Raw genomic sequence first — 23,981 nt, forward strand, 5'->3', positions numbered from 1 at the left:
GGGGGGACGAAAAGGATTACCTTCCGCGGACGTTCCCCCCTCCGTCGCGGGCCGGAGACGCGAGGGTGCGCTCGACCAGATTTCGGTGTCCGCGCCGGAGGCGTTCGGAGACGGCCTGATGCGAGATTCCCAGTTCGTCGGCGATGTCCTCGGTCGTCGCCCCCCGCGGAACGTCGTAGTACCCTCGCTCGGCGGCGAAGCAGAGCGTCTCGTACTGTCGATGCGTCGGTTTCCGCGCGGTGCTTCGTGGCGTCTTCCGCTCGTTGATGGTTCGAACGTCGGCGGAGAGGTCGGCGTCGCGGCACGACTCGTACACGTCCGCGAGGCGCTTTCGATCCGCGAACCGGACGCGAAAACGCCACTCGTCGTTCACCGCGTTCGCGGTGAGGACGGTGGCGTCTCCTTTCACGAGCAGGGAGACCGCTTCGCGGACGCCGTCTTCCCACACCATCTCGAACAGCTCTCGGTCGCCGAAGTCGGTGAGCAGACGGGCGTCGGTGACGGTCGGATCGTCGGCCAACGTCGACCGCAGCGAACCGACCGCCGGCGCCGTCGCTCGCATCTGCGGCATCGTGCGGTGGTCCTCGTGCGCGACGACCCCGACGATCTCGAATCGGGTTTCGGGGGCCCGTAGAAACGTCTCCCCGAGCGCGAACTCGCGGGCCGGAAGAACGATCTCGGCGATCGTGGTCACCCGTGTGAAAAGCGACCGCGGTTCGTTTCTCCTTTCGCTTGTTATCTCCGGGCGTTTTAAATACGGACGTCGACCGGGGAGGTACGTTTCGCCCGGATTGCAGTTTAGCCACTCTATAATTAACTCCGTGGGGTGGCGAAGCCGGACATAATGCTGCACGCGCGGGGTCTATAGAGAAATGTCGGGAACGTCATCCACAGCGTCCAGCGGTTTCGTCCAAGGGATACTCATCGGCGGTGGCGTCGTCTTCTTCGTCGCCGGGATGGTGATCCTCGGCGGGATACCCGGCGGCATCTTCGGCCCGTCGGCCGGCGGCGTGGACAACCGGACGACCACGGTGTCGACCACGACGCAGTCGATGCAGACCAGCACGTCGGCGGCGCCGACGTCCGAGGCCACGACGTCGAAGCAACGGACGACCGAACCGTCGAAGACGACTCGAACGACCGCAACGACCACGACGACCACGACGACTTCGCAGTCGCGGAAAACCGTGCTGTACCGCGTCAACGTCGGCGGACCGAGGCTGTCGATGGTGGGCGGACCCGACTGGACGCGCGACACGGAGAACCGCCCGTCCCGGTTCGGCAACGCGCGCCGGAGCGGAAGTCACACGAACAGTACGAACGACGCCATCTCGATGACCAACGCCGTCCCGGCGGGCACGCCGGAGCGAGTCTTCCAGAGCCGTCGGTACGACGCCGACAATCCCGGGACCGCGAGCGACGACACCGAGATGCAGTACCGGTTCCCCGTCGAGCAGGGGACGTACGAGGTTCGAATCTACCTCGCCGAGACGTACTTCGACCACTCCGGATGGAACGACTACCAGGAAAACGGTCCGCGGACGTTCGACATTCAAGTCGAGGGGCGGGTCGTCCTCAACGACTACGACATGTACGCCGAACTCGGTCCCGACAGAGGAACCGTGAAGTCGTACACCGTGACCGTCCGCGACGGCGCCCTTAACGTGCGCTTCCTCCACGAGCAGGAAGACCCGATGATATCGGGTATCGAGGTGGTCCGCGTCGACGGCAACCGGCAGAACGACCGAAGCGAGAACGGCTGGCTAGGCGCGGGGAACGGCGAGAAGAACGGGAAGGAAGAGCGCGACGAAAAGGGCGGAAACGACGAGCGTGACGACTCGCGTCGGGGCGACGTCCTGTTCGGTTCGACGCCCGCCGACCTGCTCGCGCCGAGCGGCGGCCGGAACGGGATTTGAACTCCGCCCGGGTTCTCACACGTCGAGCGAGAGCCGACCCGTCCGCTCTCCGGCGTCGCCGTCGTTCCCCTCTTCGGTGCAACGCCTTTCGCTCTCGGTGGCTGGTTGATACGGTATCTCGGATAAATCAGGCCGCGAACTCCGTACTGGACTCAAAAAGAACGGAGCGCGTTTTACCGCGACTCCACCGATTCGACGGGACGTGCGCGCGTCGTTTCGTCCACGTAGCAGACGCCGTCGAAGGCCTCGGCGTAGACGTACTCGGTGAGGTACTCCTCGGGATTCTCGGGGTCGTACGTCGCCCCGACGGAGAAGTGACGTTGGGGGTCGGCGAGCCACTCCGCCGCCCTGTCGTCCTCCATCGCCGACTCGATGTCCACGATGGCGAGCGGATGACCGAGGTCGGCCAGGGTCGCATCGATGGTGTCGGGCAACGGCGACTCGACGGTCCGCTCTCGGAGCGAGTACGCCGGTTCGTCGCCCTCGGCGTCCGGGACTTCGCTGATCGCCTGGAAGGAGCCGCGACCGAACGAGAAGCCGAGCGCGTAGTAGTCGTCCCCGTGACGCGCGGCGAGGTGCCCCCCGAGCGAGGTCGCGGACACGCCGGTCTTCCGCACCGTCTGCTCGACGCGATTGAGGTGGGCGTCGTGGGCCCAGATGACCATGCGGTCGGCGTTCTCGTGCGCCAGAATCCAGTCGACGTTGTCCGCCATCGCGCGGTCGCGGATGCGAAGGCATCGTTCCGTGGCGGTGTCCTCGTCGACCGTACCTTCCTGACGGTCGTGCACAGCGCGTTTGTGCTCGCAGGCCTGCTCGACGATGCGGACGTGCTGAAGCGCCAGTTCCCACGCCGATTCGGAACGCCGTTCGACGTAGAATTCCCGGTTCTCGTGCAGGCGGTCTCTGAGCTTCGGAATCACGCGCTCGGCCGCCTCGAAATGAGCCTTCCGGGCTTCGTCCTGATGGGGTGGGGTTCCCTCGTCGTCGGCCGCGTTCAAATCGTCGCGAACCGTCGAGAGGTACTCGGCGTCCGCGCTCTCGAAGAATTCGACGAGTTCGTCGACCGCACCGTGACTGTACTGCGCGTCGAAGCCGTAGAACCGGACGCGGTCGTCCACGGGACGGTCGGCGTTGAACGACCGGAGCCAGTCGACCATCTCCAGGATCGAATCGACGTTCCACGTCCAGAAGTAGATACCGTCGAGGGCGCTGCGGGGATCGCCTTCTCCGTAGACCACGTAATCGTCGAGCGCCAGCGTTTCCGAGAAGTTCGCTTCGAGTCCGAACACCCGGACGTCGTGTTCGGTGACGAGGTATCGGAGGAGGCGATGTTTCAGCCGGAAGAACTCGCGGGTTCCGTGGGTGGCCTCCCCGAGACCGACGATGCGGTCGTCCGCGAGGACGTCGGAGAGCGGAGCGAGGTCGTCGAAATCGGCCGTCGGGTCGACCGCGTCGAGCGGAATCGCGTGGTCGTCGAGGGCGTCGACGACGGTTCGGTCTATCGGGTTCGTTTTTCGTCTCGTGTCCGTGCTGTCGTCCGTCGATGATGCGTCGTTCGTCATTGGTTGCTGCGTTTGAGGGATAGTTCGCGAGCGATGGCGGCTCCGTCACGCCAGCCGTGCGATAGCCGTCGCTGAAGGAGGCGGAAACGCGGGACTACGTCGAGATGCGGAGACGGGAGGCGCTAGTCGCTACCGACGGTCGTGCCACCGCTCGGCAACGGCCAACGCCGCCAAACTCTCAGGAGACGAGTCCCGAAACTAGAAACGAAGCGCTTTCATCGCCGTTTCAATCAAATGACCGATAGAAAAGTCCTTCGGTCGCGGTTGGAAGTTAGTTCCCACCACGCCCGATGACCGCTGGGGACCATCCGATAGTAGACGAACGCACGCGATGCCTGCCACATGGTCGTCGGAAGAGCGGTAGGAGCGGGATTTGAACGACGCCCAGGCATTCTCGCTCGCTTCCTCGCGATCACTCGGTCGCTGTGCGGGCCGTGACCGGTTTACTTCGAATCCGGTCGCCTTACTCGACGCTCACGGGATCGTTCGCGTCGAGAACGGTGGGAATGGGATTTGAACCCATGAGGCTTGACGCCACCTGCTTTCAAGGCAGGCGCAATAGGCCGCTCTGCCATCCCACCTCGCCCGGAACTTCTCGACAGCGGGCCTAAGAACTGTCGGTCTCGGATCGGCGACGTGTCCGTCAGAATAGATTGGACCGCCGAGATATTACCTAAGAGCATGAAATCATAACCGTTTAATTCCCGAAGTGCATTTCCCGTCGTACGATGCCAACGCTGGATTTCGAACCGCTCACGTACGACGAACTACCGCCGAACCGGCGGCCGTCGCTTGGACTGGCGCTGCTGCCGGTTATCGCGACGGTCGTCTTCCTCGGAGTCGGATCGGCGTGGCTGAAGATGGATCCCCACATCCCGCTGCTGTGGGCCATCGCGTTCACGGGACTGGTCGGCTACTACGGCCTCGACCTCTCGTGGGACGACCTCTACGACGGAATCGCCGACAGCCTGCTGATGGGGTTGCAGGCCATCCTCATCCTGTTCACCATCTACGCCCTCATCGCCACGTGGGTCAGTTCCGGGACGATTCCGGGACTGATGTACTACGGGCTGAAACTGCTCTCGCCGACCGTCTTCCTCCCCGTGACCGCGGCGCTGGCCGGCCTCGTCGCGTTCTCCATCGGGTCGTCGTGGACGACCGTCGGGACGCTCGGCGTGGCGTTCATCGGTATCGGCTCCGGTCTCGGCGTCCCCGCGCCGATGACCGCGGGCGCGGTCCTCTCTGGCGCGTACGCAGGTGACAAGCAGTCGCCGCTCTCCGACACCACGAATCTCGCCGCGGCGGTGACCAACACCGACCTCTACGACCACATCCGCGGCATGCGCGCCGGGACGCTCCTCGCGTTCGGTCTCGCGCTCGTCGGCTACGCCGTCCTCGGTTTGCGAGCGACGGGGTCGATTCCGACGAACCGCGTCGCCGACATCCAGGCAGCGCTGGTGAACACGTACCACATCTCGTCGCTGGTGTTCCTCCCGCTCGTCGTCACGTTCGGACTCGCGCTCTGGGGGTATCCCGCGCTTCCCTCGCTCATCGCCGGCGTCTTCTCCGGCGTCGGGACGACGCTGCTGGTGCAGGGACGGTCGTTCACCGCCGCGTGGCAGGTGTTCCTGAGCGGAACGAGTCCGAAGACGGGGATGCAGATGGTCAACAGTCTCCTCCAGAGCAGCGGCGTCGAGGGCTCCGCGTGGACCGTCAGCATCGTCGTCGCGGCGCTCACCCTCGGCGGACTGTTGGAGACGACCGGCGTCCTCGCGGTGCTCGCGCGCGAACTCTCCCGACCGATCGGCAGCGCGGGCGGTCTCGTCGCCGGAACCGGCGCGTCCGCCATACTCACGAACGTGCTCACCGCTCAGCAGTACATGAGTATCGTCGTCCCCGGCATGACGCTCCGAAACCTCTACGAGGAGTACGGCCTCGACAGCCGCGACCTCTCGCGGGCCGTCGAGGCCGCCGGAACGCCCACCGGCGCGCTCATCCCGTGGCACGCGGGGGCCGTCTACATGGCGACCGCGCTCGGGGTTCCGACGCTCGAGTACGCGCCGTTCTACTTCTTCGGCGTGCTCTCGCCGGCCATCCTCTTCGTCATCGCGGCGACCGGCTGGCAACTGGACACCGAATCGACGAAAAAGCAGTCCGTCTCGCCCGCCGACTAGCGCACCAACTCGCGCTCGCCGTCCCGCTCTTCGACGCGCAGGCCGAGTTCGTGGAGGTACGTCGCGGTGTGAACCGGCACGATTCGTCCCGCCTCGATTCGCGCGTTCAGTAGGGGGACGAGCGATCGCAGGTCAGCCCCCGTCTCGACCGCCGTCATCGCGGGTAGGAAGTCCACGTCGTACCCGGCGTCGGTCGCTTTCCGCGTCACCGTCTCCACCTCCGGCGGGGTGTAAACGTCCGTGAAGTCGATGGCGTCGGTCAGTCCGAGGTAGTAAATTCGCCCGTCGTCCGCGGGGCCGACGACCGTCTCGCTCCGCCGGAGCTTCATCGCCGCGCTGTCTATCTCCGTGCGCGTCAGCATCGGCGCGGTTCCGTCCACGACGGCGACCGAGTTCGTGCCTTCCGCGTCGAGGAGGTGCGTCGCCGTGTTTCCGGCGCGCGCGGAGAACGTCGAGCCGACCTGCACCTCGAACCGCACGTCCTCGGTGTCGTCCAACGCTTCGTCGGCGAGCGCCCGCAGTTCGTCCTCCGAACTCTCGCCGCCGCGGAGCTCGTCCGGGAGGTCGTCGTCGGCCCGGTAGTTGACGAGCAGGTCGCCGCCGCTGTTCGCGGCGGCGACGAACGTGTCCTTCAGCATCTCCGCGTACAGCTCGGTCGCCTCGGTCTCGGAGAGCGGCGACGTCGCCGCGAGTTCCGGAAGAACGAGTCCCTCGCGCGGCGGGTCGGCCAGCACGGCGATGGTGGTCATACTCGCCCATGGGTCCGGAAGCGCCTTGAAGGCCATCATTTTATGCCCGTCCCCCGCTTCGATTCGGGTATGCACTGGACGAAACCGCTCGCGCTGCTCGGCGTCGTCCTCCTCGCGCTGCTGGCGCTCGGAGGGTTCGCACTGCTCGCGACGACGACGTTCTCGACGGCGGCGCTCTCGCCGCTGGCGGTCGTCGTCGCGCTGGCGGTCGTCGTCGTTCTCGTCGCGGGGATGACCGCGCTCGGCGCGAAATCGAGGCGGTGGCGCGCGAACCCCTACTGGTGAACCGGTCGAAAAGTCGCGGCTCGTTCTCGGATATCGGTTCGTCTCCGATTACCGCCCCTGCCGGCCCTTCGTCTGGCGGTAATCCTTCCCCATCAGGTCGGAGAAGTGTCGGACGAACGCCTCGGTCTGTTCTTCGGTCTGCTCCGCTGGGTGCACCATCGGGACGAGTTCGAACCCCCGCCCGCGAACCGTCGTCGCGTGGTCGGCCGCCGCGTCGAACTCCCCGGCGGGCGTCGTGGTGTACTCCCCCGCGATTTCGGCGAGCGCACGCTGGCCGACGGGTACCAGAATCTCGGGGTTTATCATCCGAATCTCGGCGTTCAGATACGGTTCGCAGGTCCCCACCTCCTCGTCGGCGGGCGGGCGCTCCGGGTGGCGACACCGGGTCAGGTAGGTGAGGAAGGCGTTGTCGAGTTCGGGTTCGGCGGCGTCGGGCGGCGATTCGCTCAGTTCGAGTCGCCCGAGCACGTCCTGTAGGCGCTCCCCCGCGGCGTCGCCGGTGAACGGAACGCCGGTCTCCTCGGCCCCCGCGCTCGGCATCTCGCCGACGAACAGGAAGTCCGCGCCGACGTCGCCGTAGCCGTGGACGACCCGCTCTCGGGGTTCGCACAGCGCGCAGTTCGTACACGTTTCGTCCATCCCGAAGGGGTTCGAGAGTTCGTCCTGATTCGCGTCCATGCCTGCCGGTAGCCGCGCGAGAGTAAAAGGGGCTACTCCTCGGAGAGGGCGAGAAACGGTTCGACCCACCGCGCCGCCTCGCAGGCCGAGACCTGACGCTTCGTTTCGTCGTGTCGGACGAGCCCCGCGTCGACCAGTTTCGGCAGGTGGAGCTGGTACAGCGCCGTGTAGTAGCGGCGATGTCGGTTCCGCGTCGCCTCGCCGTCATCGGACCCTAGACGGGCGACGACGGACGCCAGTTCGTCCACGTCCACCGGTTCGGCGGAGCGGAGCAGGTATCGCAGCGCGTCCCGCCGGAGCCGTACGCGGAGCGAGTCGAACAGGACGTCGAGCGACGGGCAGTCGCCGGTTCGGTTCGCCAGCGAACGCGTGCACCACTCGACCCCGTCGTTGATGAGTTCGAGGGTGCCGTCGGCGAGCACTCGAAGCGTCGCTACCGTCGGCGGGTCGTGCGCGCGGGTTTCGAGGTAGAAGTATCCCGTCGCGTCGGCGTCCGCGAGGCGGGCCGAGACGCCGTCGAGGAACGCCACCATCTCGGCGAGCGAGGCGTGTTCGAACGGCGCGGTCAGCGAGTCGAAGACCAACACCGTCTCGTCGGTCGCCTCCGCTAACGCCGACGTGATCGCGTCCCGTACCGCGGTCAGGTCGTCCGGCCGCTGGACGGTTCGAACGACGTTTCGAACGCCGGACCCTCGCGCCGGTGCGCTCGCCGCCGAACGCATCGTCTGGTGGACGTCGACGATTCGAACGTACTCCGGAACCGTCCCGACGCGGGAGCGCCACGTTCGAAGGAACGAGTCGGCCGACTGGTCGTACGTGACCGCGATGACGGAGTCCGCTTCGTCGACGGGGAGGAGGTCGAGACCCGCTTCTCGCACCTCGGCGTGGAGCGACCGAACCGTGACGAGGAAGCTGCTTCCGGAATCGGTGGAAAGACCTCGGTCACTCATAGTTGTCCGTCGGTTCTCCTGCCCGTCGAGCGGATTTCGTGCATCTTGTCGAGTTCGGGGTTCTCATTGTTTCACCTATCGTGTGTCCGTTGATCCGATTCGTTCGCGGATGAAGATGTGACCGTTCGCGTGGGCGAACACCTCGAGACCGACGACGGTGAACACGACGTACCCTTCGCTTCGCTCCTTCCCGCCGTGGGTGTCGGCGAAGAGCAGGTCGAGCGAGTCCGGGTCGATCGCGTCGGCCAGCGGTATCGACTCCACCGTCGGGTCGATGTTTCGGATGACGGCGAGAGCGGTGATGAGGGTTTCACTCAGTGGGCGAGGGCTCGTCGCGTCGTGATAGACGTGGTATCCGGCTTCGTCGGCGACGGGGGTCGGCACCGGTTCACCTCCGTCAGACCCCATGTTCGCTCCACTCATCTGCGGACTGTAACTCCTACGTCGGGGTGGTTCGTAATAAAGATGCATCCGACCGAAAACGGGATTACGAGTTCATCGACGGCCGGGTAACCGACCGTTGACGTGCTCGAACGACGCGTTTCTCGGAGCAGGCCGCCCTTACGAGTCGCGTAGGACTCGTTTACGCCGATTCAAGCGGCTCATATCGAAGTAACCGATGCTCGTTACGGTTCTCCGTACCGATGACAGACGACACGTTCCAATCGTACCTCGCAGAGAACCCGAGAATGATCGGCGTCCTGTTCGTGACGATGCTCCTGCTCTCTCAGGCGGGCACGGCCGCGGCGGGTGTCGGAACGATAGCGGTGTACGGTCCGTAACGAGGACCATCGAGGGGTTAGAGCGGATCTTCGTCCCACACCAACTCGCCGTCTTTTCTCACAGGGGATTGGTGCCAGACGAGATACTGCCGAAGCTCGGCTTCCGAGAGTCGAAACGTTCGAAGCGCGCCCGGAACGAGATAGTGGTGCTCGTTGGATTCCACCAGCGGGAAGGCCATCGTCCCTATCTTCCCCTCGCGCGACGGGTGGGTGACGGGCGTCACGTCGTAGCCCTCGTCGCGGGTGCGGACGTCACAGAGCGTCGGCACGCCGTCCTCGACCTGCACCGCGTCCGCGCTCCCGTCGCCGACGACCAGGTAGTGCCCGCCGACGATGCTCTCGGTGCGGGCGAGGCCGAGCGCCGAACCGAGGGGGAATCCGAGGTTCAGGAGGCGCGCCATCGCGTACCCCATGCGCGCCGCTCCGTCGCTCACCACGTCGCTGAAGGTGACGACGCCGCCGACCGAACCCCCCTCGACGAGAGCCAACCCCTGTTCGTAGGACTGGCACGCGTTGAGCAGGAAGGTGGGGACGCCGACGTCCGTCACCGTCGTCGCGTCGAGCGACCCGTCTCGGCACCGGAACCCCGCGTCGTCGATGTGCCCGACGTAGTGGAGGAAGTCCACGTCGGATTCGAGGACGGTTCGTAACTCGGCCGTCGAGAGGTCGGCGTGTATCGTCACGTCGAACGAAAGTTCGTCGCGGCAGCCGTACACGTCCTTGACGCCCTCGTCCGTCGCCATCTTCGGCTCGTTGCAGACGACGGCGATGTCGATGAAACCGGACTTCGGTTCGCATTCGAGTTTGTTTCGGAACGCCTGCGGAATCGCCTTGGTGGCGCGGAGCGGCAGGTCGTCGGCGAACCACGCCTGTTCGAGCGAGGCGCCCGGTTCCGGTCGGACGAACGCGTAGTCGCCTTCCGACTCCCCCCTGACGTCGTCGAGAAACGACTCCACCACGGTCGAGCGAACGTCGTCCGCCGACACGGGGGTCGCGCTGGGCGTGCGCACGACGCCGAGGTCGTTGACGACGAACGGAATCGCGCCGACGTGCTCCGGCGTGGGCGCGACGTGCGCGGTGAGCGGCCACCGCGGCACGTGCGGCGCTAATCGGTCGAACGGAACGGAGAAGTACGCCGGCAGTTGCTCCGCGATCGGGAGGTCGTACAGCGCCGAGAAATCGACGTCCAAGTCGGCCCGCTCGCGTTCGTAGAGGTCGACTCGATAGTACCCTTCCGTGCGGGTGAGGCAATCGAGGAAGAACACCCGCTTCAGCGCGCGTTCGACCCCGCGCTCGAACCGCGCGCTCGGAAGCGAGTGCTCGAAGTCCCCGGCGACCAGGCGCGCTTCGTCGCCGGGAACCATCTCCGCCCCGAGGTAGTACGCGAGCGGCGCGGCGACGTACGCCGCGTCGAGCGTCGGCGGGAGTTCGAGACGAACGCCGGTCTCCGGGCGCTCCAGTTCGGCGGGGACGCGCAGTTCGTCGCCGAGTTCGACCGTCGGCGGGTGCCCCCGAAGCGTCGGGTACGACCGTTCGCACGTCGTCGTCTTCAGGGCGGACGAGAGCGCGGACAGCGCCGTCAGCACGTCCTCGGGGTCGTCGGTCGTCGTCACCGTCGCTTGGGGGTGGTGGTGGTAGGAGCGCGCCCCGACGAGGATCTCCGCGGGGTCGAACCGGAAGCCGATGCGGTTCACGCTCGCTCGAACCGACAGCGCCCCGTCGACGCGGAGGTACACCTTGACGGGTGCGTTCAGTTCGACGCAGTACTCCCCCGGCGGCAGTTTCTCGGCGGTGTCCGAACCCACCTCGAAGAGCAGTTCGCCGGTCGCGCCGCGGACGAACGCGTCGACGCGCTGGTCGAGGGTCAGTTCGTCGGTCGAAATGCGGACGGCGCGGTCGACTGGGAAGTAGAACCGGTCGGCGCTCGCCGGTTCGGGAGCGACCGACTTCGGCGTGCCGAGCGTGTATCGGCGGCGTTCGATGGGGTCGACGACGGCGAGGCCGGAATCGGGGAGTGGTTCGAACGAGAGCACGGGGAGACACGACCCGGGTAGCGGATCTCGGTATTCGATAGCGTTCGAATCACCGTGGAGCGACGGTAAATATTTACCGCGAGCTATCACTCGTCGGGGGCCGTCGGGTGATACTCGGTGTCGTACTTCCCCGGCCTACCGTCGAGTCGGTCGGGGTTGATGCGCCCGCCGAGGAGCATGAAGTCCACGAGCGTCAGCGCCAGCACGGCTTCGACCACCGGCACGCCGCGCGGCGGAAGGACGGGGTCGTGTCGCCCGATGACCTGCACCTCCTTCTCCTCGCCCGTCTCCCAGTCGACCGTGGTCTGGGTCTTCGGAATCGAGGTGGGAGCGTGGAGCGTGACCTCGCCGTATATCGGTTCGCCCGTGGTGATGCCGCCCTGCAGTCCGCCGTGGCGGTTCGAGGCGGGTTTCGGGTCGCCGCGTCCTCGCGGTTCGTCACCGCTCGCTTCCGAGTCGCCACGCGACTCGCCGTCGAACTCCCACTCATCGTTCCTGTCGGACCCCGCCCACTCGCGGGCCTCCCTTCCGAGTCCGAACTCGAAGGCGGTCGTCGCCGGAATCGCCATCATCGCCTGTCCGAGGCGCGCTTCGACCGAGTCGAACCGGGGTGCGCCGAGTCCGCGCGGGACGCCGCGCGCTTCGAAGTATATCGACCCGCCGATGGAGTCGCCCTCGCGCTGGTACTCGTCTATCGACGCCAGCATTTCGTCAGCGGCGTCGGGGTCGGCGCAGCGGACTTCGTTCTCCTCGCTCCGCTCGACCAGCTCCTCGAAGCTCACCTCGTCGGCCCGCACGTCGCCGATCTGATTGACGTGGGCTTTCAGTTCGACCCCTTCTTCCGCGAGGATCTTCTTGGCGATGGCTCCGGCGGCGACCCAGTTCACGGTCTCGCGGGCGGACGACCGCCCGCCGCCGCCCCAGTTTCGCGTTCCGAACTTCGCGGAGTAGGTGAAATCGCCGTGGCTCGGGCGCGGCGCGGTGACGAACGGCTCGTACTTTCCGGAGCGGGCGTCCTTGTTCTGGATGACCATCCCGATGGGCGTTCCGGTCGTGTAGCCGTCCTGTATCCCGCTGTTGATGGCGACCGCGTCGGGTTCGTTCCGGCTCGTCGTTATCATCGACTGGCCGGGCTTTCGCCGGTCTAAGTCGCGCTGTACGTCCTCCTCCGAGAGCTCCAGTCCCGCCGGACAGCCGCTCACGGTGACGCCCATCGCCTCGCCGTGGCTCTCGCCGTAGGTCGTCACCTGAAAGAGCCGTCCGAACCGATTTCCGTTCATTACCCGTCACTGTGGGTGCAGACCATTTAGATGTTGTAGGAGGCGGAACGTTTCGCCGACCCGCTGAAAGCACATAAATACCTCGACCGAGAACGTCGATTCGATGAATCGGCGCCGCTTCGCCGCCCTGCTGGGTCTCGGGGGTTTCGGGGTCCTCGGAGGGTGCGTCGACCGACTCCCGCTCGACGACGGAGGGACGCCCGCCAAACCGGTGAGCGTGCGCGTCCGCAGTTACTTCGACGAGCGGCGCGTCGTCTCGGTCGACGTCGAGGGGACGAGGGCGGAGGAGGGCTTCGAGGACGTGTTTCACCTCTGGCCGGGGCGCGTCGTCACCCAGGAGAACGTCCTCGAAGCGGGAACGTACCACGTCCGGGTCGAGGTGGACAACGACATGTGGCGGGCGGCGGAGTGGCGGATGTACGGCTGTCCGACGAACACGATTCTGGTCGACGTCGGCAAGGACGGCGTGGGAATCGCCGCGACCTGTCGGGGTACGGACGGAGGGTCGACGGCTTAGCGCAGGTCGGCCGCGCGCGCCGCCGCGAACGGGACGAGCATCTCCTCGCGCGCGAGCCCGCCGTGCATCCCGACGAGGTCGAGTTCCGACCGGTCCCACCACATCCCCTTCTCGCGGTGGACGACCACGAGGTCGGGACACTGGCGTTCGAAACGCTCGCTCGGCGCGCCGGGGCCGAACAGGTTCCGGGACAGCGCCTCCTCGCGCGTGAACGTCCTCGCGTCGAACGACGCTTCGACCGCGTTCGCGACGCGCTCGACGGTGCCGGGTCGCAGGTGAAGTTGGAGATTTCGCGGACTGCCGACGGGCGGAATCGGCTCCCCGTCGGCGTCTCGCCGGAGAGCGTCCCGAATAGGGCCGAACTCGCCGACGTCGACGTTGTCGCTCGTGTCGACGTGGCCGTGGTCCGCCGTGACGAGCAGGAGCGTCTCCTCGGCCACGGCGGGGTCGAGTTTCTCGATCATCTCCCGGCGCACGCACTCGGTGACCATCGCCAACTGCGTCCGGTACGCTTCGGACTCGGTTCCGGCGGCGTGCGAGACGGAGTCGATGGTGGGGACGTAGGCGTAGACGTAGCTCGGACCGTCGGCGGCTTCGAGCGCCTCTCTGACCCTCAATCCCATCTCCGCGACGTTGCGGTACGGAAGCGGCTCCGCGTCCCCGACCGTCGCTCGGGAGTAGTCCGAGTCGAGCGACCCGGCGGGTTGCGCGGCGTAGGTGTCGATTCCGGCGTCTTCGGCCCGGCGGTAGAGCGGTTCGCCCTCGAACAGCAGGTCGGGGTCGGCCGACTCGCCGAACGCCTCCTCGGCGGGGACGTCGTCCAGCGACGCGAACGGGAGCGTCTGGACGACGCCGTCGAACTCGCGGTAGCGCTGGAACCAGCCGAGCAGTCCGTGTTCGACCGGCGTGCGACCGGTGTGAACCGTCGTGATGGCGGCCGCCGTCTCGGAGGGGTAGACGGAGGTCAGCGGCGTGACGGCTCCGCGCTCGGTCAGCGTCGAGAGGAGCGGATGGGCGTCGCGCTCGCGCTTCCAGTGCTCGTAGCCGAAGCCGTCCACGAGCAGGACGACGACGTTCTCCGCGTCGCCGCGCTCGACCCCCGCGAACGCGTCGTCAGGGAGTCGCCGGTCGAACGACGAGTCGAGCACCGAAAGGGCGGTTTCGGGGACGTTGGCGAAGCAGTAATCGTCGTAGGCGGGGAAGACGTACCCTCCCTCGCGGTGCGCTTCGAGCAGTTCGCGCTCGACTCGTCTCCGTAGCATACCCGAGAATCGGCGGTTCGTGATAAATAGCTGACGCTACCGCTGCACCTCCGCCCCGAGGTCGTAGAGCACCTCGAAGAAGTCCGGGAACGACACGTCCACGTGTTCCGCGCCGGTTATCGTCGTCGTCCCGTCGGCGGCGAGCCCGGCGACGGCGAGCGCCATCACGATTCGGTGATCGCCGTGGCCGCCCACGACCGTCCCCCGGAGATTCGACTCCCCGCCGCGAACCGTGAGGGCGTCTTCTTCCTCCTCGACCTCCGCGCCGAGGTTCGAGAGTTCGTCCGCCATCACCGCCACGCGGTCGGTCTCCTTGTACCGGACGTGCTCGCAGTTGACGATTCGCGTCTCGCCGTCCGCGGCCGCGCCGAGCGCCGCGACGGTCGGGAGCAGGTCGGGGGTGTCGCCCACGTCGACCTCGACGCCCGAGAGCGACGACTTCTCCACGACGAGCGCGCCGTCCTTCCGGTTCCAGTCCACGTCCGCGCCCATCCGCGAGAGCACGTCGACGATGCGGGTGTCGCCCTGCGCGCCGGGGTACGCGCCCTCGATCCGCACGTTCTCGCCCCCTTTCGCGGCGAGCGCGCCCGCGGCGAGCAGGTAGGAGATGGAGGAGAAGTCGCCGGGAACGTGGTACTCGCCGTCGGTCGGTTCGTAGAACTGCCCGCCCGCGACGCGGCAGGTCCGTCCGTCGCGCTCGGCCTCGACGCCGAAATCGGCCAGCAGTTCCAGCGTGATATCGACGTAGGGGGCCGACTTGAGCTCCGTTTCGAGTTCCACGGCGACGCCGTCCTCCGTCAGCGCGCCCGCCATCAGCAGCGAGGAGACGTACTGCGAGGAGACGTCGCCCGGAATCGACACCGTTCCGCCCGCGATGGGACCTTTCAGGACGAGCGGAGCTTTGCCGTTTCCGCGGGTGCTCTCCGCCCGCCCGCCCAACTGCTCGACGGCGTCGAGCATCGGCCCCTGCGGGCGCGAGCGAAGCGAGGAGTCCCCCGTCAGGACGCTGATGCCGTCCGCGAGCGCCGCCGCGCCGGAGACGAGTCGCATGGTCGTCCCGCTGTTCGCGCAGTCGATGACGTCCCCCGGAGCCTGCGGTTCGCCGTCGAAGCCGTCGATTTCGATGGCCTCGCCGGTATCGATGACGTCGCCGCCGAAGGCGTCCACCGCCCGCATCGTGGCTTTCGTGTCGGCGCTGACGAGCGGGTCGTACACCAGCGCGCCGCCCGAGTAGCCGGCGGCGAGGACGGCGCGGTGAGTGTAGCTCTTCGACGGCGGTGCCCGCGCCGTTCCCGAGAGTTCGGAGCGCGATATCTCTACGTCCATGCGCGACCCGTCGTAACGGAGAACCAATAGAATACCGCCTACCGGCCGATACTGCCTAGCGGACGACGCTATCTCGCGCGGGTCGCTCTCCTACCGGACGACCGTGACGGGAATCGTCGCCCGCCCGGCGATCTCCTTCGCGGTGCTCCCGAACAGCCCCTGGTACCGCTCCGAGGTTCCGCGGTGACCGACGAAGATGGCGTCGAAGTCGTTCTCCTCGGCGAACTCCGTGACTCGCTCGACCGGTTCGCCGTACAGCAAGCCCGTCTCGATGGACGTCCCCTCGTCGTCCGCGGCGGCGCTCGCTTCGTCCAGTAGCTCCTGTCCGCGGGTTTCGGCGTCCTCGATGCTCGACATGACGAGTTCCCTGTCGGCGTCCGCGAAGTTCACCGGCGGCACGTCGCCCCCCGTGAAGAACTGTTCGGGAACGACGACGTGAACCGCGGTGACCGACGTGCCGGTGTCCTCCGCGAGGTCGATGGCGTACTTCAGCGCGTCTCTGCTCGCGGGCGACCCGTCTATCGCGACCAAGTATCCTCCCATGACTCGTCCTCGTACGCCGCGAGGCGGGATGTGGATTTCGGCTGTGGGACGAACCGGCGGCGCTCGGCGACGAGGCGCCTGTGAAATAGTAGTGACACAGGAACGCTTTCGTCACCGGGGGTGATACTCCCTCGCATGATCGACCCCGAGTCCGTCGACATCGACTCCGTCGCCGTCGACCCCGACCACTGTCACCGGTGCGGAGCCGAGTTAGGGACCCGAACGTTCGAGGGGCGCGAGTACCCGTGGTGCGCGGGGTGCGAACTCGTGCTCTCCCGAAACCCGGTTCCGGGCGTCCACGTCGTCGTCCACGACGACGACAGCGTCCTCCTGCTCGACGAGCCGATCCCCCAGCACGAGGGCGTTTGGAGCCTCCCCGGCGGCCACGCCAAGTACGACGAGGGGCCGAAACGGGCGGTCGTCCGGGAACTCGAAGAGGAGACCGGTCTCCGCGCGGACCCTTCGAACCTTCGATTCCTCACCATCCTCCACGCGGAGTTTCCGCGCGTCGCGCTCTGCCTCATCACGTACGCGCTGGAACGCTCCGAGGTCTCGGGCGAGCTAACCCCGGAAGCCGAGGGATTCGAAGCCGCGTTCCGGCCGCTCCGGGAGGTACGAGCGTCGCCCGACCGGATACGGGAGTCGGACCTGGAGCGCATCGAGATGGCGTTCGAGGGGTAGGCGCTCGACACCGGCGGTTCCGTTCGAGACTTCTCGGGGGACGACCCTCCGCTCGCCGGTCGCCTCTCCGACATCGTTTTGTCGCTCGCATCTGTCGGGGAGCACATGGCGAAAGACCTCTCCGCGCTGGATTCCGCGCTCGATTCGATGGCGGTGGACGGCTACCTCATCGATGCGGCCTCGACCGACTCCGACCAACTGTACCTCTCCGGATTCGACGCGCCCGACCCCTTCGTCACGCTGTACGCCGACGGCGTGCACCTGCTCGTCTCCGGTCTCGAGTACGGTCGCGCGAAAAAGGAGAGCGGCGCGGCGAGCGTCGCCCGGAAGTCGGAGTACGACTTCCACGAGAAGGTGGCGGAGTACGGGCTGGATGCGGCGGACAATCGCGTCGTCGCCGAGTTCCTCGACGACCGCGGGATCGAGTCCGTGGCGGTGCCCGCGCGCTTCCCGGTCGGAACCGCGGACGGACTGCGCGAGCGGGGCGTGACGGTGAAACCCGACCGAAGCTCGGTCGTCACCGACATCCGGGCGACGAAGACCGCCGAGGAGATAGACCACGTCCGGACGGCGCAGGAGGCCAACGAGGCGGCGATGCGGGCCGCCGAGAACCTGCTCTCGGCGGCGACCGTCGAGGACGGCCTGCTCCGCTACGAGGGCGAGGCGCTGACGAGCGAGCGCGTGAAAGAGGAGATAGAGGTGACGCTGCTGCGCCACGGGACCGCGCTGGACGAGACCATCGTGGCCTGCGGTGCCGACGCGGCGGACCCCCACGACCGCGGCAGCGGTCCGCTCGTCGCCGGCGAGGCCATCATCATCGACATCTTCCCCCGCGACAAGGCGTCGAAGTACCACGCCGACATGACTCGCACCTTCGTCCGCGGCGAACCGTCGGAGGAGATACGCGCCCGCCACGACCTGACGCGCGAGGCGTTCGAGGCGGCGCTCGATGCCCTCGAACCGGGCGCGACCGGCGAGGAGGTCCACGACGCGGTCTGCGACGTGTACGAGGGGGCGGGCTACGCCACCCTCCGGAGCGACCCGGACACCGAGACGGGCTTCATCCACAGCACCGGTCACGGCGTCGGCCTCGACGTGCACGAACTCCCGCGCATCAGCCCCGACGGCGGGGAACTGAAGCCCGGCCACGTCGTCACGATAGAGCCCGGCCTGTACGACCCCGCGGTCGGCGGCGTCCGCATCGAGGACCTCGTGGTCGTGACGGAAGACGGGTACGAGAATCTCACCGACTACCCGATAGAACTCGTGGTGGACTGACCGCCACAACCGAAAAGTAACCCTCGGGCGAACTGAGCGCCATGGCCGACCAGAAAACGAACGACGAGGAGTCACGAGTGGAGGAGACGGCGCGAGGGGGGAAGACGGGGAAACGTTCGAATCGCCTCCTGCGCGCGCTCGCCGCGGGGACGGCCTTCGCGGTCGGATTTCTGCTCGGTAAGCGCTCGGAGAAGGGCGGGCTATCGCTCGGAACGGGCGACGACGAAACCGAGGTTCGGCCGACGCCCGGCACCCCCGAACGGGGCGGCCCGTCCGACCGAGAGGCGGAGCGCGGCGACACCGCCGACGAGGGCGCGACGGCCGCCGAACAACCGAGTTCGATGGGCAGCGTCGCGGGCGAGGAGGAGCGAGAACGCGAGCGCGAAGGAGAAGCCGCCGGTACCGGGGGAGCGGAAAGCGAGGGTGAGGCCGAGGACGTCGGTGAAGGCGAGGGCGAGGAAACGGCCGAGGCGACCGAATCCGACGAGGACGTGGCCGCGCTCTCGGCGCCGACGACGCGCGGGATGCCGATGTTCGGTCTCGGCACCTACCGGATGGACGACCACGACGAGTGCGTGGAGAGCGTCAAAACTGCGCTGGAGATGGGTTATCGACACGTCGACACCGCCGAGATGTACGAGAACGAGTCGGCGGTGGGCGACGCCATCGCCGAGTCGGACGTGCCCCGCGATGACCTCTTCGTGGCGACGAAGGTCAGCCCCGACAACCTCGACTACGACCACGTCCTCACGAGCGCCGAGGAGAGCCTCGACCGACTCGGACTCGACTACGTCGACCTGCTCTACGTCCACTGGCCGACCGGCGAGTACGAGGCCTCGGACACCCTCCAAGCGTTCGCGGAACTGCGCGAGGAGGGACTGATCGAGGAGATCGGCGTGAGCAACTTCACGGTCGACCTGCTGGAGGAGGCGATAGACGTCGCCGAGGAACCCATCTTCGCCAATCAGGTGGAGATGCACCCCCTGCTCCCGCAGGAGGAACTCCGCGAGTTCTGCGCGCAGGAGGACGTCGACGTGGAACTCGTCGCCTACTCGCCGATAGCGCGCGGCGACGTGGACGACGTGGACGAACTTCGGGAGGTCGCCGAGAAGCACGACGCGACGCCCGCGCAGGTCAGCCTCGCGTGGTGCCGCGAGAAGGGCGTGACCGCCATCCCGAAGGCCACCGACCGAGACCACCTCCGGGAGAACTGGCTGAGCCTCGGCGTCGAACTCGACGACGAAGACGTGGCGAAGATAGACGACATCGACCGGAAGGAGCGGTTGGTCGACCCCGACCGCGCCCCGTGGAACGGGTGACGGCCGACGAACGCCGACCGTCGCCGTATCGAGCCGCATCGGGTCCCGCTACCGCGAATTTCGGAGGGCGTCGGCCAGCGCCCGCCGCTTCACTAGCGCGAATCCGGCGACGATGACGACGAACCCCGCGACCGTGCTCCCGGCGACCGATTCTCCGAGAACGACCCACCCCGAGAGCGCGGCGAAGACGGGGGCGACGTAGCCGACGAGGTTGATTTCGACGGGGCCGAGTCGGTCGAGGAGGTCGAAGTAGAGCAGGTAGCCGACGCCGCCCGCGACGAACGCGAGGTAGCCGAGCGCGAGCAGGGTCTCGGTCGTCCACGCCATCGCCGCCGGCGATTCGCCCGGCAGCGCGAGGCTGACCGCGTGGAGGAGGAGCGCGCCGACCAGCATCATCCACGCCTGCATCGACGCGGCGGGGAGGTCGGTCCGCAGTCGCCGGGTCAGCACCGCGCCGAGCGCGAACGCGGCGGCGGCGAGGAACACCAGGACGACGCCGCGGAAGTCGGCTTCGAGGAGGACTCCCGAATTCGGGTTCGCCACGACGGCCGTCCCGAGCAGGCCGAGCAGAAGTCCCGCGACGCCGACCGCGGAGAGCCGTTCTTCGGGGAGCAAGAGCGCGGCGAATCCGGCCGCCAGCAGGGGGTCGAGACCGATGACGACTCCCGCGACCGCGCTCGTGACGTACTGCTCGCCGACGAAGAGGAAGGCGTGGTGGGCGGCGACGAACAGCGCCGCGCCGACCCCGACCGATCTCCAGTCCTCGCCGCGCGGTCGCCACCGCGGTTGGGTGACCGCCGCGTACGCCAGCATCGCCGCGCCGGCGAGGTAGAACCGGAGCGCCGCGAACAGCACCGGCGGCGCGTCGGCGACGCCGACGCGAATCGCGGCGAACGAACTCCCCCAGAGGGCGGCGAGCAGGAGGAACGCCGCGACGGTGCGAGTTCGTGACACGGTAACGCGAACGCGGTGGCGGAGCATAACTGCGTTCATCGTGTTGACAGTTCTCGACACGATTTCGGCTCCGAGATACCGGAGGTTCTCGCCCGGTCGGATAGCCTTTAGCCGCGCTTCGAGAAGGGCGATACATGGCCGACCAATTTCGCTCGTTCGACGGTCTCCGCGAGGCGGTGGCGGAGACGACCTTCGAGAAGCCGCCGGCGATAGTTTGCAACGCACACGTAACCGGTCTGAGCGTCGCTCGCGCGCTCTCAGCGCACGACGTTCCGGTCATCGCAGTCGACCGCAACGGGAAGGGCGTCGGGCCGTACTCCGACGCCGTCGACTTCGCGGGGCGGGTGACCTACCCCTTGGACGACCGCGAGGGGTTCCGCGAGGACGTGGAAGCGCTCGCGGCCGAACTGGGTCACGAACCGGTCGCGTTCCCCTGCATGGACGAGTGGGTGCACGCCTTCGCCGGAACCGAACCCGAGGGCGTCCGACTCCCCTTCGCCGGACGGGAGACCGTCGACGCCGTCCTCAACAAGGAGTCGCTGTACGCGAAGGCCGAGGAACTGGGCGTCCCGTACCCCGAGACGTACCGCCTCTCGGAGACCGACCCGGACGAGGCGGCGGACGCGTTGGGCTTCCCGCTGGTCGTCAAACCCGCGCTCAAGCGGGAGTTCGAGGAGGCGGTCGGGACGAACGTCATCGAGGTCGAGGACAGGGAGGAGCTCTCGGACGTGGCGGCGATGGCCGAGGACGCCGGCATCGACGTCATGGCGCAGGAGAAGGTGGACATCGCGGTCGGGCGGGACTGCTCGCTCGCCTCCTACGTCCCGCGGGAGGGGAACCCGGTCACCTTCGTCGGGAACGCCCGGGTCCGGTATCCGCGGGCGTTCGGCACGTCCTGTCTCGTCCGCGGAACCGACCGGCCGGAGGTGGAAGACCGCGCCCTGTCGATTCTGGAGGAGGCGGGCTACCACGGCATCAGCGAATCCGAGTTCGTCTACGACGAGTCGCGCGGGGAGTACGTCCTGTTGGACATCAACACCCGCCCGTGGAAGTGGATCAGCCTCCCCGTGCGGGCGGGTGCCGACCTGCCGGGGGCCGCCTACGCCGAGGCGGTCGGCGAGGCGTTCGAGGCGGGCGACGTCGGCGACGCGACGTGGGTCTACCTCGCGGATTACGTGAAACTCCTCGCAAGCGACGCCGGTTTCTCGGACGCGCTCTCGGCGGGGCAGTGGGAGTCGCTGCTGTCCGGCGGATTCGAGGATTCGGACAGCCTGACGACCGGAGTGTATCGGCCGAGCGATCCGAACCCGACGTACCGACTCATGAAGACCGAGTTCGGGACGAGCGAGTACTACTGCTCCTGCTAGGTCGGAGTTCGGCCTTCGGGTCGTCCGAAAAGCCCCCGCACTTCCTCCCGACCGCTTCGGCGGCGGCGACCGCTACGGCTTCTGCGACCCGGAGGGATGACGGACAAGCCTGCCGCCTCCGGACCACCTTTCCCCGCTCGAACGCGTCTCACGTTCAACGAGCACGATGACCGACGAGACCATTCACTTCAACCTGTTCACGATGAACGCGGTCGAGCACGTGACGGCGGGCAACTGGCGCACGCCGGGCGACCAGTCCCACCGGTACACCGAACTGGACTACTGGCAGGAGGTCGCCCGCCTCGCGGAGCGCGGGGGGTTCGACGCCGTGTTCTTCGCCGACGTGCGGGGCATCTACGACGTGTTCGGCGGGAGCCGCGACACCGCCATCGAGAAGGCCGTCCAGACCCCGGCGAACGATCCGGAACTGCTCGTTCCGGCGATGGCGAGCGTCACCGACCACCTCGGCTTCGCGGTCACGCGCTCGACCACGTACGTCCACCCCTACCAACTCGCCCGCGAACTCTCGACGCTCGACCACCTCACCGACGGGCGACTCGCGTTCAACGTCGTCACCTCGTACCTCGAGAGCGCCGCCGAAAATCTGGGATTGGACGAGCGGATGGAACACGACGCGCGCTACGACCGCGCCGAGGAGTTCCTGCGGGTCTGCTACCGGCTGTGGGAGGATAGCTGGGAGGACGACGCCGTGGTTCGGGACGCGGAGGCGGGGCGCTACACCGACCCCGAGAAGGTGCACGCCGTCGACTTCGAGGGCGACCACTTCTCGGTGCCGGGCCCGCACTCCTGCGAACCGTCGCCGCAGCGCACGCCCGTCCTCTACCAGGCCGGGTCGTCCGACCGCGGGCGGAACTTCGCCGCCCGAAACGCGGAGGCGCTGTTCGTCAGCCAGCCCACGAAGGAGGCCGTCCGGAGCTACGTCGAGGACGTGCGGGAGCGCGCCGAGGAGCGCGGACGGGACGGCGACGACCTCGCTTTCTTCGCCGGAATCGCGCCCGTCGTCGGCGAGACGGAGGAAGTCGCGCGGGCGAAGTACGAGACGTACCGCGAGAACGTCGATTACGAGGCGACCCTCGCGCTCCTCGGCGGGTTCATGGATTTGGACTTCTCGGAACTCGCGCCCGACCAGCGCGTCGAGCACATCGAGACCGAGGCGATACAGGGCGCGGTCAACGCCCTGACGAAGCACGCCCCGGAGCGCGACTGGACGGTGCGGGACGTGGCGGAGTTCTGCGGCCTCGGCTCCACCTCGCCGGTCGTGGTGGGGTCGCCCGAACAGGTGGCGGACGAACTCGAACGCTGGCACGACGAGACGGGAATCGCCGGCTTCAACGTGAAAGAGATCGTCCGCCCCGGAACGCTCCGCGACTTCGTGGACCTGGTGGTGCCTGAACTGCGCGAGCGCGGTCTCGTGCGCGAGGAGTACGAGGGCGAGACGCTCCGGGAGAATATGCTCGGGCGGCGGTACCTCGCGGACGACCATCCGGCGAAGCGCTGAAACGCACCGGAGTTCGACCGAGAGGATGTCGCGCTGTCGGCGGAGGCGTCGCTCCGACGGACTGCGAGACCAGCCACTACGACGAATCGAACTTCGAAAAAAGGCCCGTTTTCGCGTCCGGCGAGCGCTCTACGACGAGGAGTCGTTTCCGCCCGAGGAGTTACCGCCGTTCGTCGCGTTTCCGGACGAGTCGCCTCCGCCGGAACCGTCTTCGGTCGCCGTTTGTTCGGCTTGGGCGGTCGCCCATATCTCGTACGTTTTGACGTTGTTGAGTATGACGTTCGGGTCGGTGTCCTCGAAGACGAGTTCACCGTTCCACTTCTCGTTGGGGGCGAGGTCGTCGATGGATTCTTCCTCGGAAAGCGCCGTCTCGAACGTGTCGATCGGTTCTTCGTTCTTGTTCAGTAGCCGAGCGTGAACCGTCACGTCGCTCAGCGGTGCGCCCGACTTGTTCTTCACCGTGAACGAGACGCCGAAGTTCTCCGACGTTCGGAACAGCGCCGACCGGGTAATCGTCACTTCCTTCCCCATCTTCTCTTCGAGCACGTTCGAGTCGATGTCGAACCAGCCGGGGTTCTCGGTATCGACGGTTTCGTCCCCCTTGTCTTGTCCGCCCGACCCGCCGGATAGGTTATCGAGGCATCCGGCCATCGAGAGACTTGCCGCCGCTACGCCCGTCGACTTGAGGAGCTTTCGTCGGTTCATGCTACATCCGAACGAAAGACCCGGAAAAGGATTAACCCATCAGCGCGGCCTCATTCTTTGCAGCCGAAGCCAAGATATAAGTGAGTTCGAAGTCTCCGCCA

23 protein-coding genes and 1 tRNA gene are annotated in these 23,981 nt (G+C 67.1%); 10 read left to right on the forward strand and 14 right to left on the reverse strand.

Features of this window, described 5'->3' with window-relative positions:
* Positions 1-16: 16 nt before the first annotated feature.
* Positions 17-694 (reverse strand): helix-turn-helix domain-containing protein, encoded by a 678-nt coding sequence (locus tag LIX00_RS15440; protein WP_227354080.1) that lies wholly within the window; start codon positions 692-694, stop codon positions 17-19.
* Positions 695-872: 178 nt separating this feature from the next.
* Here LIX00_RS15440 and LIX00_RS15445 point away from each other — a divergent pair, with 178 nt between their 5' ends.
* A complete protein-coding gene (locus LIX00_RS15445) occupies positions 873-1,916 on the forward strand; it encodes a malectin domain-containing carbohydrate-binding protein (RefSeq protein WP_227354081.1) in 1,044 nt (347 codons plus the stop codon).
* 173 nt (positions 1,917-2,089) lie between these two features.
* Here the strand turns inward: LIX00_RS15445 and LIX00_RS15450 are convergent, their stop codons facing one another.
* The gene (locus LIX00_RS15450) at positions 2,090-3,478 is read right to left on the reverse strand and encodes an erythromycin esterase family protein (protein WP_227354082.1); all 1,389 of its coding nucleotides are present in this window, start codon (positions 3,476-3,478) and stop codon (positions 2,090-2,092) included.
* A gap of 498 nt (positions 3,479-3,976) precedes the next feature.
* Positions 3,977-4,059: transfer RNA gene (locus LIX00_RS15455), tRNA-Ser, on the reverse strand.
* Positions 4,060-4,206: 147 nt separating this feature from the next.
* On the opposite strand from LIX00_RS15455, the gene arcD reads away from it, so the two are divergent.
* Complete coding sequence (arcD, locus tag LIX00_RS15460; protein WP_227354083.1) at positions 4,207-5,652, forward strand: arginine/ornithine antiporter ArcD; 1,446 nt, start codon at positions 4,207-4,209, stop codon at positions 5,650-5,652.
* On the opposite strand, the gene LIX00_RS15465 is transcribed toward arcD, so the two are convergent.
* Entirely contained in the window at positions 5,649-6,401 is a 753-nt protein-coding gene (locus LIX00_RS15465) for a TIGR04282 family arsenosugar biosynthesis glycosyltransferase (protein WP_227354084.1), read from the reverse strand. The two genes, arcD and LIX00_RS15465, sit on opposite strands and share 4 nt — an antisense overlap.
* A 69-nt stretch (positions 6,402-6,470) precedes the next feature.
* Here LIX00_RS15465 and LIX00_RS15470 point away from each other — a divergent pair, with 69 nt between their 5' ends.
* A complete protein-coding gene (locus LIX00_RS15470) occupies positions 6,471-6,686 on the forward strand; it encodes a hypothetical protein (protein WP_227354085.1) in 216 nt (71 codons plus the stop codon).
* A gap of 48 nt (positions 6,687-6,734) precedes the next feature.
* Here LIX00_RS15470 and LIX00_RS15475 read toward each other — a convergent pair whose 3' ends face one another.
* The 3 genes from LIX00_RS15475 to LIX00_RS15485 form a co-directional block, all read right to left on the reverse strand.
* On the reverse strand, positions 6,735-7,364 hold the full coding sequence (locus tag LIX00_RS15475) for a uracil-DNA glycosylase (RefSeq protein WP_227354086.1): 630 nt from the start codon (positions 7,362-7,364) through the stop codon (positions 6,735-6,737).
* A gap of 32 nt (positions 7,365-7,396) precedes the next feature.
* Positions 7,397-8,314: a DUF7504 family protein gene (locus LIX00_RS15480; RefSeq protein WP_227354087.1), complete on the reverse strand. Its 918-nt coding sequence runs from the start codon at positions 8,312-8,314 to the stop codon at positions 7,397-7,399.
* Positions 8,315-8,389: 75 nt separating this feature from the next.
* Complete coding sequence (locus LIX00_RS15485; protein WP_227354088.1) at positions 8,390-8,722, reverse strand: HalOD1 output domain-containing protein; 333 nt, start codon at positions 8,720-8,722, stop codon at positions 8,390-8,392.
* Between the two features lie 236 nt (positions 8,723-8,958).
* Between LIX00_RS15485 and LIX00_RS15490 the strand changes: the two genes are divergently transcribed.
* Positions 8,959-9,096, forward strand: a complete 138-nt coding sequence (locus LIX00_RS15490) for a DUF7503 family protein (protein WP_227354089.1) — start codon at positions 8,959-8,961, stop codon at positions 9,094-9,096.
* 17 nt (positions 9,097-9,113) lie between these two features.
* Here LIX00_RS15490 and LIX00_RS15495 read toward each other — a convergent pair whose 3' ends face one another.
* Together LIX00_RS15495 and aroC are read right to left on the reverse strand one after the other, a co-directional pair.
* Positions 9,114-11,129, reverse strand: coding sequence for a hypothetical protein (locus LIX00_RS15495; protein ID WP_227354090.1), 2,016 nt, complete (start codon positions 11,127-11,129; stop codon positions 9,114-9,116).
* A gap of 86 nt (positions 11,130-11,215) precedes the next feature.
* Positions 11,216-12,409 carry a chorismate synthase gene (gene aroC, locus LIX00_RS15500; protein WP_227354091.1) on the reverse strand — a complete coding sequence of 398 codons (1,194 nt, stop codon included), beginning with the start codon at positions 12,407-12,409 and terminating at the stop codon, positions 11,216-11,218.
* Positions 12,410-12,512: 103 nt separating this feature from the next.
* On the opposite strand from aroC, the gene LIX00_RS15505 reads away from it, so the two are divergent.
* Complete coding sequence (locus tag LIX00_RS15505) at positions 12,513-12,926, forward strand: Ig-like domain-containing protein (RefSeq protein ID WP_227354092.1); 414 nt, start codon at positions 12,513-12,515, stop codon at positions 12,924-12,926.
* Here LIX00_RS15505 and LIX00_RS15510 read toward each other — a convergent pair.
* The 3 genes from LIX00_RS15510 to LIX00_RS15520 form a co-directional block, all read right to left on the reverse strand.
* Positions 12,923-14,188: an alkaline phosphatase family protein gene (locus LIX00_RS15510; protein ID WP_227354093.1), complete on the reverse strand. Its 1,266-nt coding sequence runs from the start codon at positions 14,186-14,188 to the stop codon at positions 12,923-12,925. The two genes, LIX00_RS15505 and LIX00_RS15510, sit on opposite strands and share 4 nt — an antisense overlap.
* Positions 14,189-14,224: 36 nt before the next feature.
* Positions 14,225-15,514 carry a 3-phosphoshikimate 1-carboxyvinyltransferase gene (gene aroA / locus LIX00_RS15515; RefSeq protein ID WP_227354094.1) on the reverse strand — a complete coding sequence of 430 codons (1,290 nt, stop codon included), beginning with the start codon at positions 15,512-15,514 and terminating at the stop codon, positions 14,225-14,227.
* Between the two features lie 90 nt (positions 15,515-15,604).
* On the reverse strand, positions 15,605-16,057 hold the full coding sequence (locus LIX00_RS15520; RefSeq protein WP_227354095.1) for a universal stress protein: 453 nt from the start codon (positions 16,055-16,057) through the stop codon (positions 15,605-15,607).
* Positions 16,058-16,192: 135 nt separating this feature from the next.
* Between LIX00_RS15520 and LIX00_RS15525 the strand changes: the two genes are divergently transcribed.
* From LIX00_RS15525 to LIX00_RS15535, 3 genes are all read left to right on the forward strand, one after another.
* On the forward strand, positions 16,193-16,738 hold the full coding sequence (locus LIX00_RS15525; protein ID WP_227354096.1) for an NUDIX hydrolase: 546 nt from the start codon (positions 16,193-16,195) through the stop codon (positions 16,736-16,738).
* Between the two features lie 105 nt (positions 16,739-16,843).
* Positions 16,844-18,016, forward strand: a complete 1,173-nt coding sequence (locus LIX00_RS15530) for a M24 family metallopeptidase (RefSeq protein ID WP_227354097.1) — start codon at positions 16,844-16,846, stop codon at positions 18,014-18,016.
* 524 nt (positions 18,017-18,540) lie between these two features.
* On the forward strand, positions 18,541-19,335 hold the full coding sequence (locus LIX00_RS15535) for an aldo/keto reductase (RefSeq protein WP_227355711.1): 795 nt from the start codon (positions 18,541-18,543) through the stop codon (positions 19,333-19,335).
* A 48-nt stretch (positions 19,336-19,383) separates the two neighbouring features.
* Here LIX00_RS15535 and LIX00_RS15540 read toward each other — a convergent pair whose 3' ends face one another.
* Positions 19,384-20,289, reverse strand: a complete 906-nt coding sequence (locus LIX00_RS15540; RefSeq protein WP_227354098.1) for a DMT family transporter — start codon at positions 20,287-20,289, stop codon at positions 19,384-19,386.
* A 134-nt stretch (positions 20,290-20,423) separates the two neighbouring features.
* On the opposite strand from LIX00_RS15540, the gene LIX00_RS15545 reads away from it, so the two are divergent.
* Both LIX00_RS15545 and LIX00_RS15550 read left to right on the forward strand, forming a co-directional pair.
* A complete protein-coding gene (locus LIX00_RS15545) occupies positions 20,424-21,656 on the forward strand; it encodes a carboxylate--amine ligase (protein ID WP_227354099.1) in 1,233 nt (410 codons plus the stop codon).
* A gap of 166 nt (positions 21,657-21,822) precedes the next feature.
* Complete coding sequence (locus tag LIX00_RS15550; RefSeq protein WP_227354100.1) at positions 21,823-23,175, forward strand: LLM class flavin-dependent oxidoreductase; 1,353 nt, start codon at positions 21,823-21,825, stop codon at positions 23,173-23,175.
* Positions 23,176-23,304: 129 nt separating this feature from the next.
* Here the strand turns inward: LIX00_RS15550 and LIX00_RS15555 are convergent, their stop codons facing one another.
* Positions 23,305-23,880, reverse strand: a complete 576-nt coding sequence (locus LIX00_RS15555) for a twin-arginine translocation signal domain-containing protein (RefSeq protein ID WP_227354101.1) — start codon at positions 23,878-23,880, stop codon at positions 23,305-23,307.
* Positions 23,881-23,981: the final 101 nt, after the last annotated feature.

This window comes from Haladaptatus salinisoli (genome assembly GCF_020614375.1).
GTDB classification, from domain to species: domain Archaea; phylum Halobacteriota; class Halobacteria; order Halobacteriales; family Haladaptataceae; genus Haladaptatus; species Haladaptatus salinisoli.

Coding starts and splice junctions, on each gene's coding strand:
- LIX00_RS15445 (WP_227354081.1), top strand. CDS start 873: ATGTCGGGAACGTCATCCACAGCGTCCAGCGGTTTCGTCCAAGGGATA.
- LIX00_RS15450 (WP_227354082.1), bottom strand. CDS start 3,478: ATGACGAACGACGCATCATCGACGGACGACAGCACGGACACGAGACGA.
- arcD (WP_227354083.1), top strand. CDS start 4,207: ATGCCAACGCTGGATTTCGAACCGCTCACGTACGACGAACTACCGCCG.
- LIX00_RS15465 (WP_227354084.1), bottom strand. CDS start 6,401: ATGACCACCATCGCCGTGCTGGCCGACCCGCCGCGCGAGGGACTCGTT.
- LIX00_RS15470 (WP_227354085.1), top strand. CDS start 6,471: ATGCACTGGACGAAACCGCTCGCGCTGCTCGGCGTCGTCCTCCTCGCG.
- LIX00_RS15475 (WP_227354086.1), bottom strand. CDS start 7,364: ATGGACGCGAATCAGGACGAACTCTCGAACCCCTTCGGGATGGACGAA.
- LIX00_RS15480 (WP_227354087.1), bottom strand. CDS start 8,314: ATGAGTGACCGAGGTCTTTCCACCGATTCCGGAAGCAGCTTCCTCGTC.
- LIX00_RS15485 (WP_227354088.1), bottom strand. CDS start 8,722: ATGGGGTCTGACGGAGGTGAACCGGTGCCGACCCCCGTCGCCGACGAA.
- LIX00_RS15490 (WP_227354089.1), top strand. CDS start 8,959: ATGACAGACGACACGTTCCAATCGTACCTCGCAGAGAACCCGAGAATG.
- aroC (WP_227354091.1), bottom strand. CDS start 12,409: ATGAACGGAAATCGGTTCGGACGGCTCTTTCAGGTGACGACCTACGGC.
- LIX00_RS15505 (WP_227354092.1), top strand. CDS start 12,513: ATGAATCGGCGCCGCTTCGCCGCCCTGCTGGGTCTCGGGGGTTTCGGG.
- LIX00_RS15510 (WP_227354093.1), bottom strand. CDS start 14,188: ATGCTACGGAGACGAGTCGAGCGCGAACTGCTCGAAGCGCACCGCGAG.
- aroA (WP_227354094.1), bottom strand. CDS start 15,514: ATGGACGTAGAGATATCGCGCTCCGAACTCTCGGGAACGGCGCGGGCA.
- LIX00_RS15520 (WP_227354095.1), bottom strand. CDS start 16,057: ATGGGAGGATACTTGGTCGCGATAGACGGGTCGCCCGCGAGCAGAGAC.
- LIX00_RS15525 (WP_227354096.1), top strand. CDS start 16,193: ATGATCGACCCCGAGTCCGTCGACATCGACTCCGTCGCCGTCGACCCC.
- LIX00_RS15530 (WP_227354097.1), top strand. CDS start 16,844: ATGGCGAAAGACCTCTCCGCGCTGGATTCCGCGCTCGATTCGATGGCG.
- LIX00_RS15535 (WP_227355711.1), top strand. CDS start 18,541: ATGCCGATGTTCGGTCTCGGCACCTACCGGATGGACGACCACGACGAG.
- LIX00_RS15545 (WP_227354099.1), top strand. CDS start 20,424: ATGGCCGACCAATTTCGCTCGTTCGACGGTCTCCGCGAGGCGGTGGCG.
- LIX00_RS15550 (WP_227354100.1), top strand. CDS start 21,823: ATGACCGACGAGACCATTCACTTCAACCTGTTCACGATGAACGCGGTC.
- LIX00_RS15555 (WP_227354101.1), bottom strand. CDS start 23,880: ATGAACCGACGAAAGCTCCTCAAGTCGACGGGCGTAGCGGCGGCAAGT.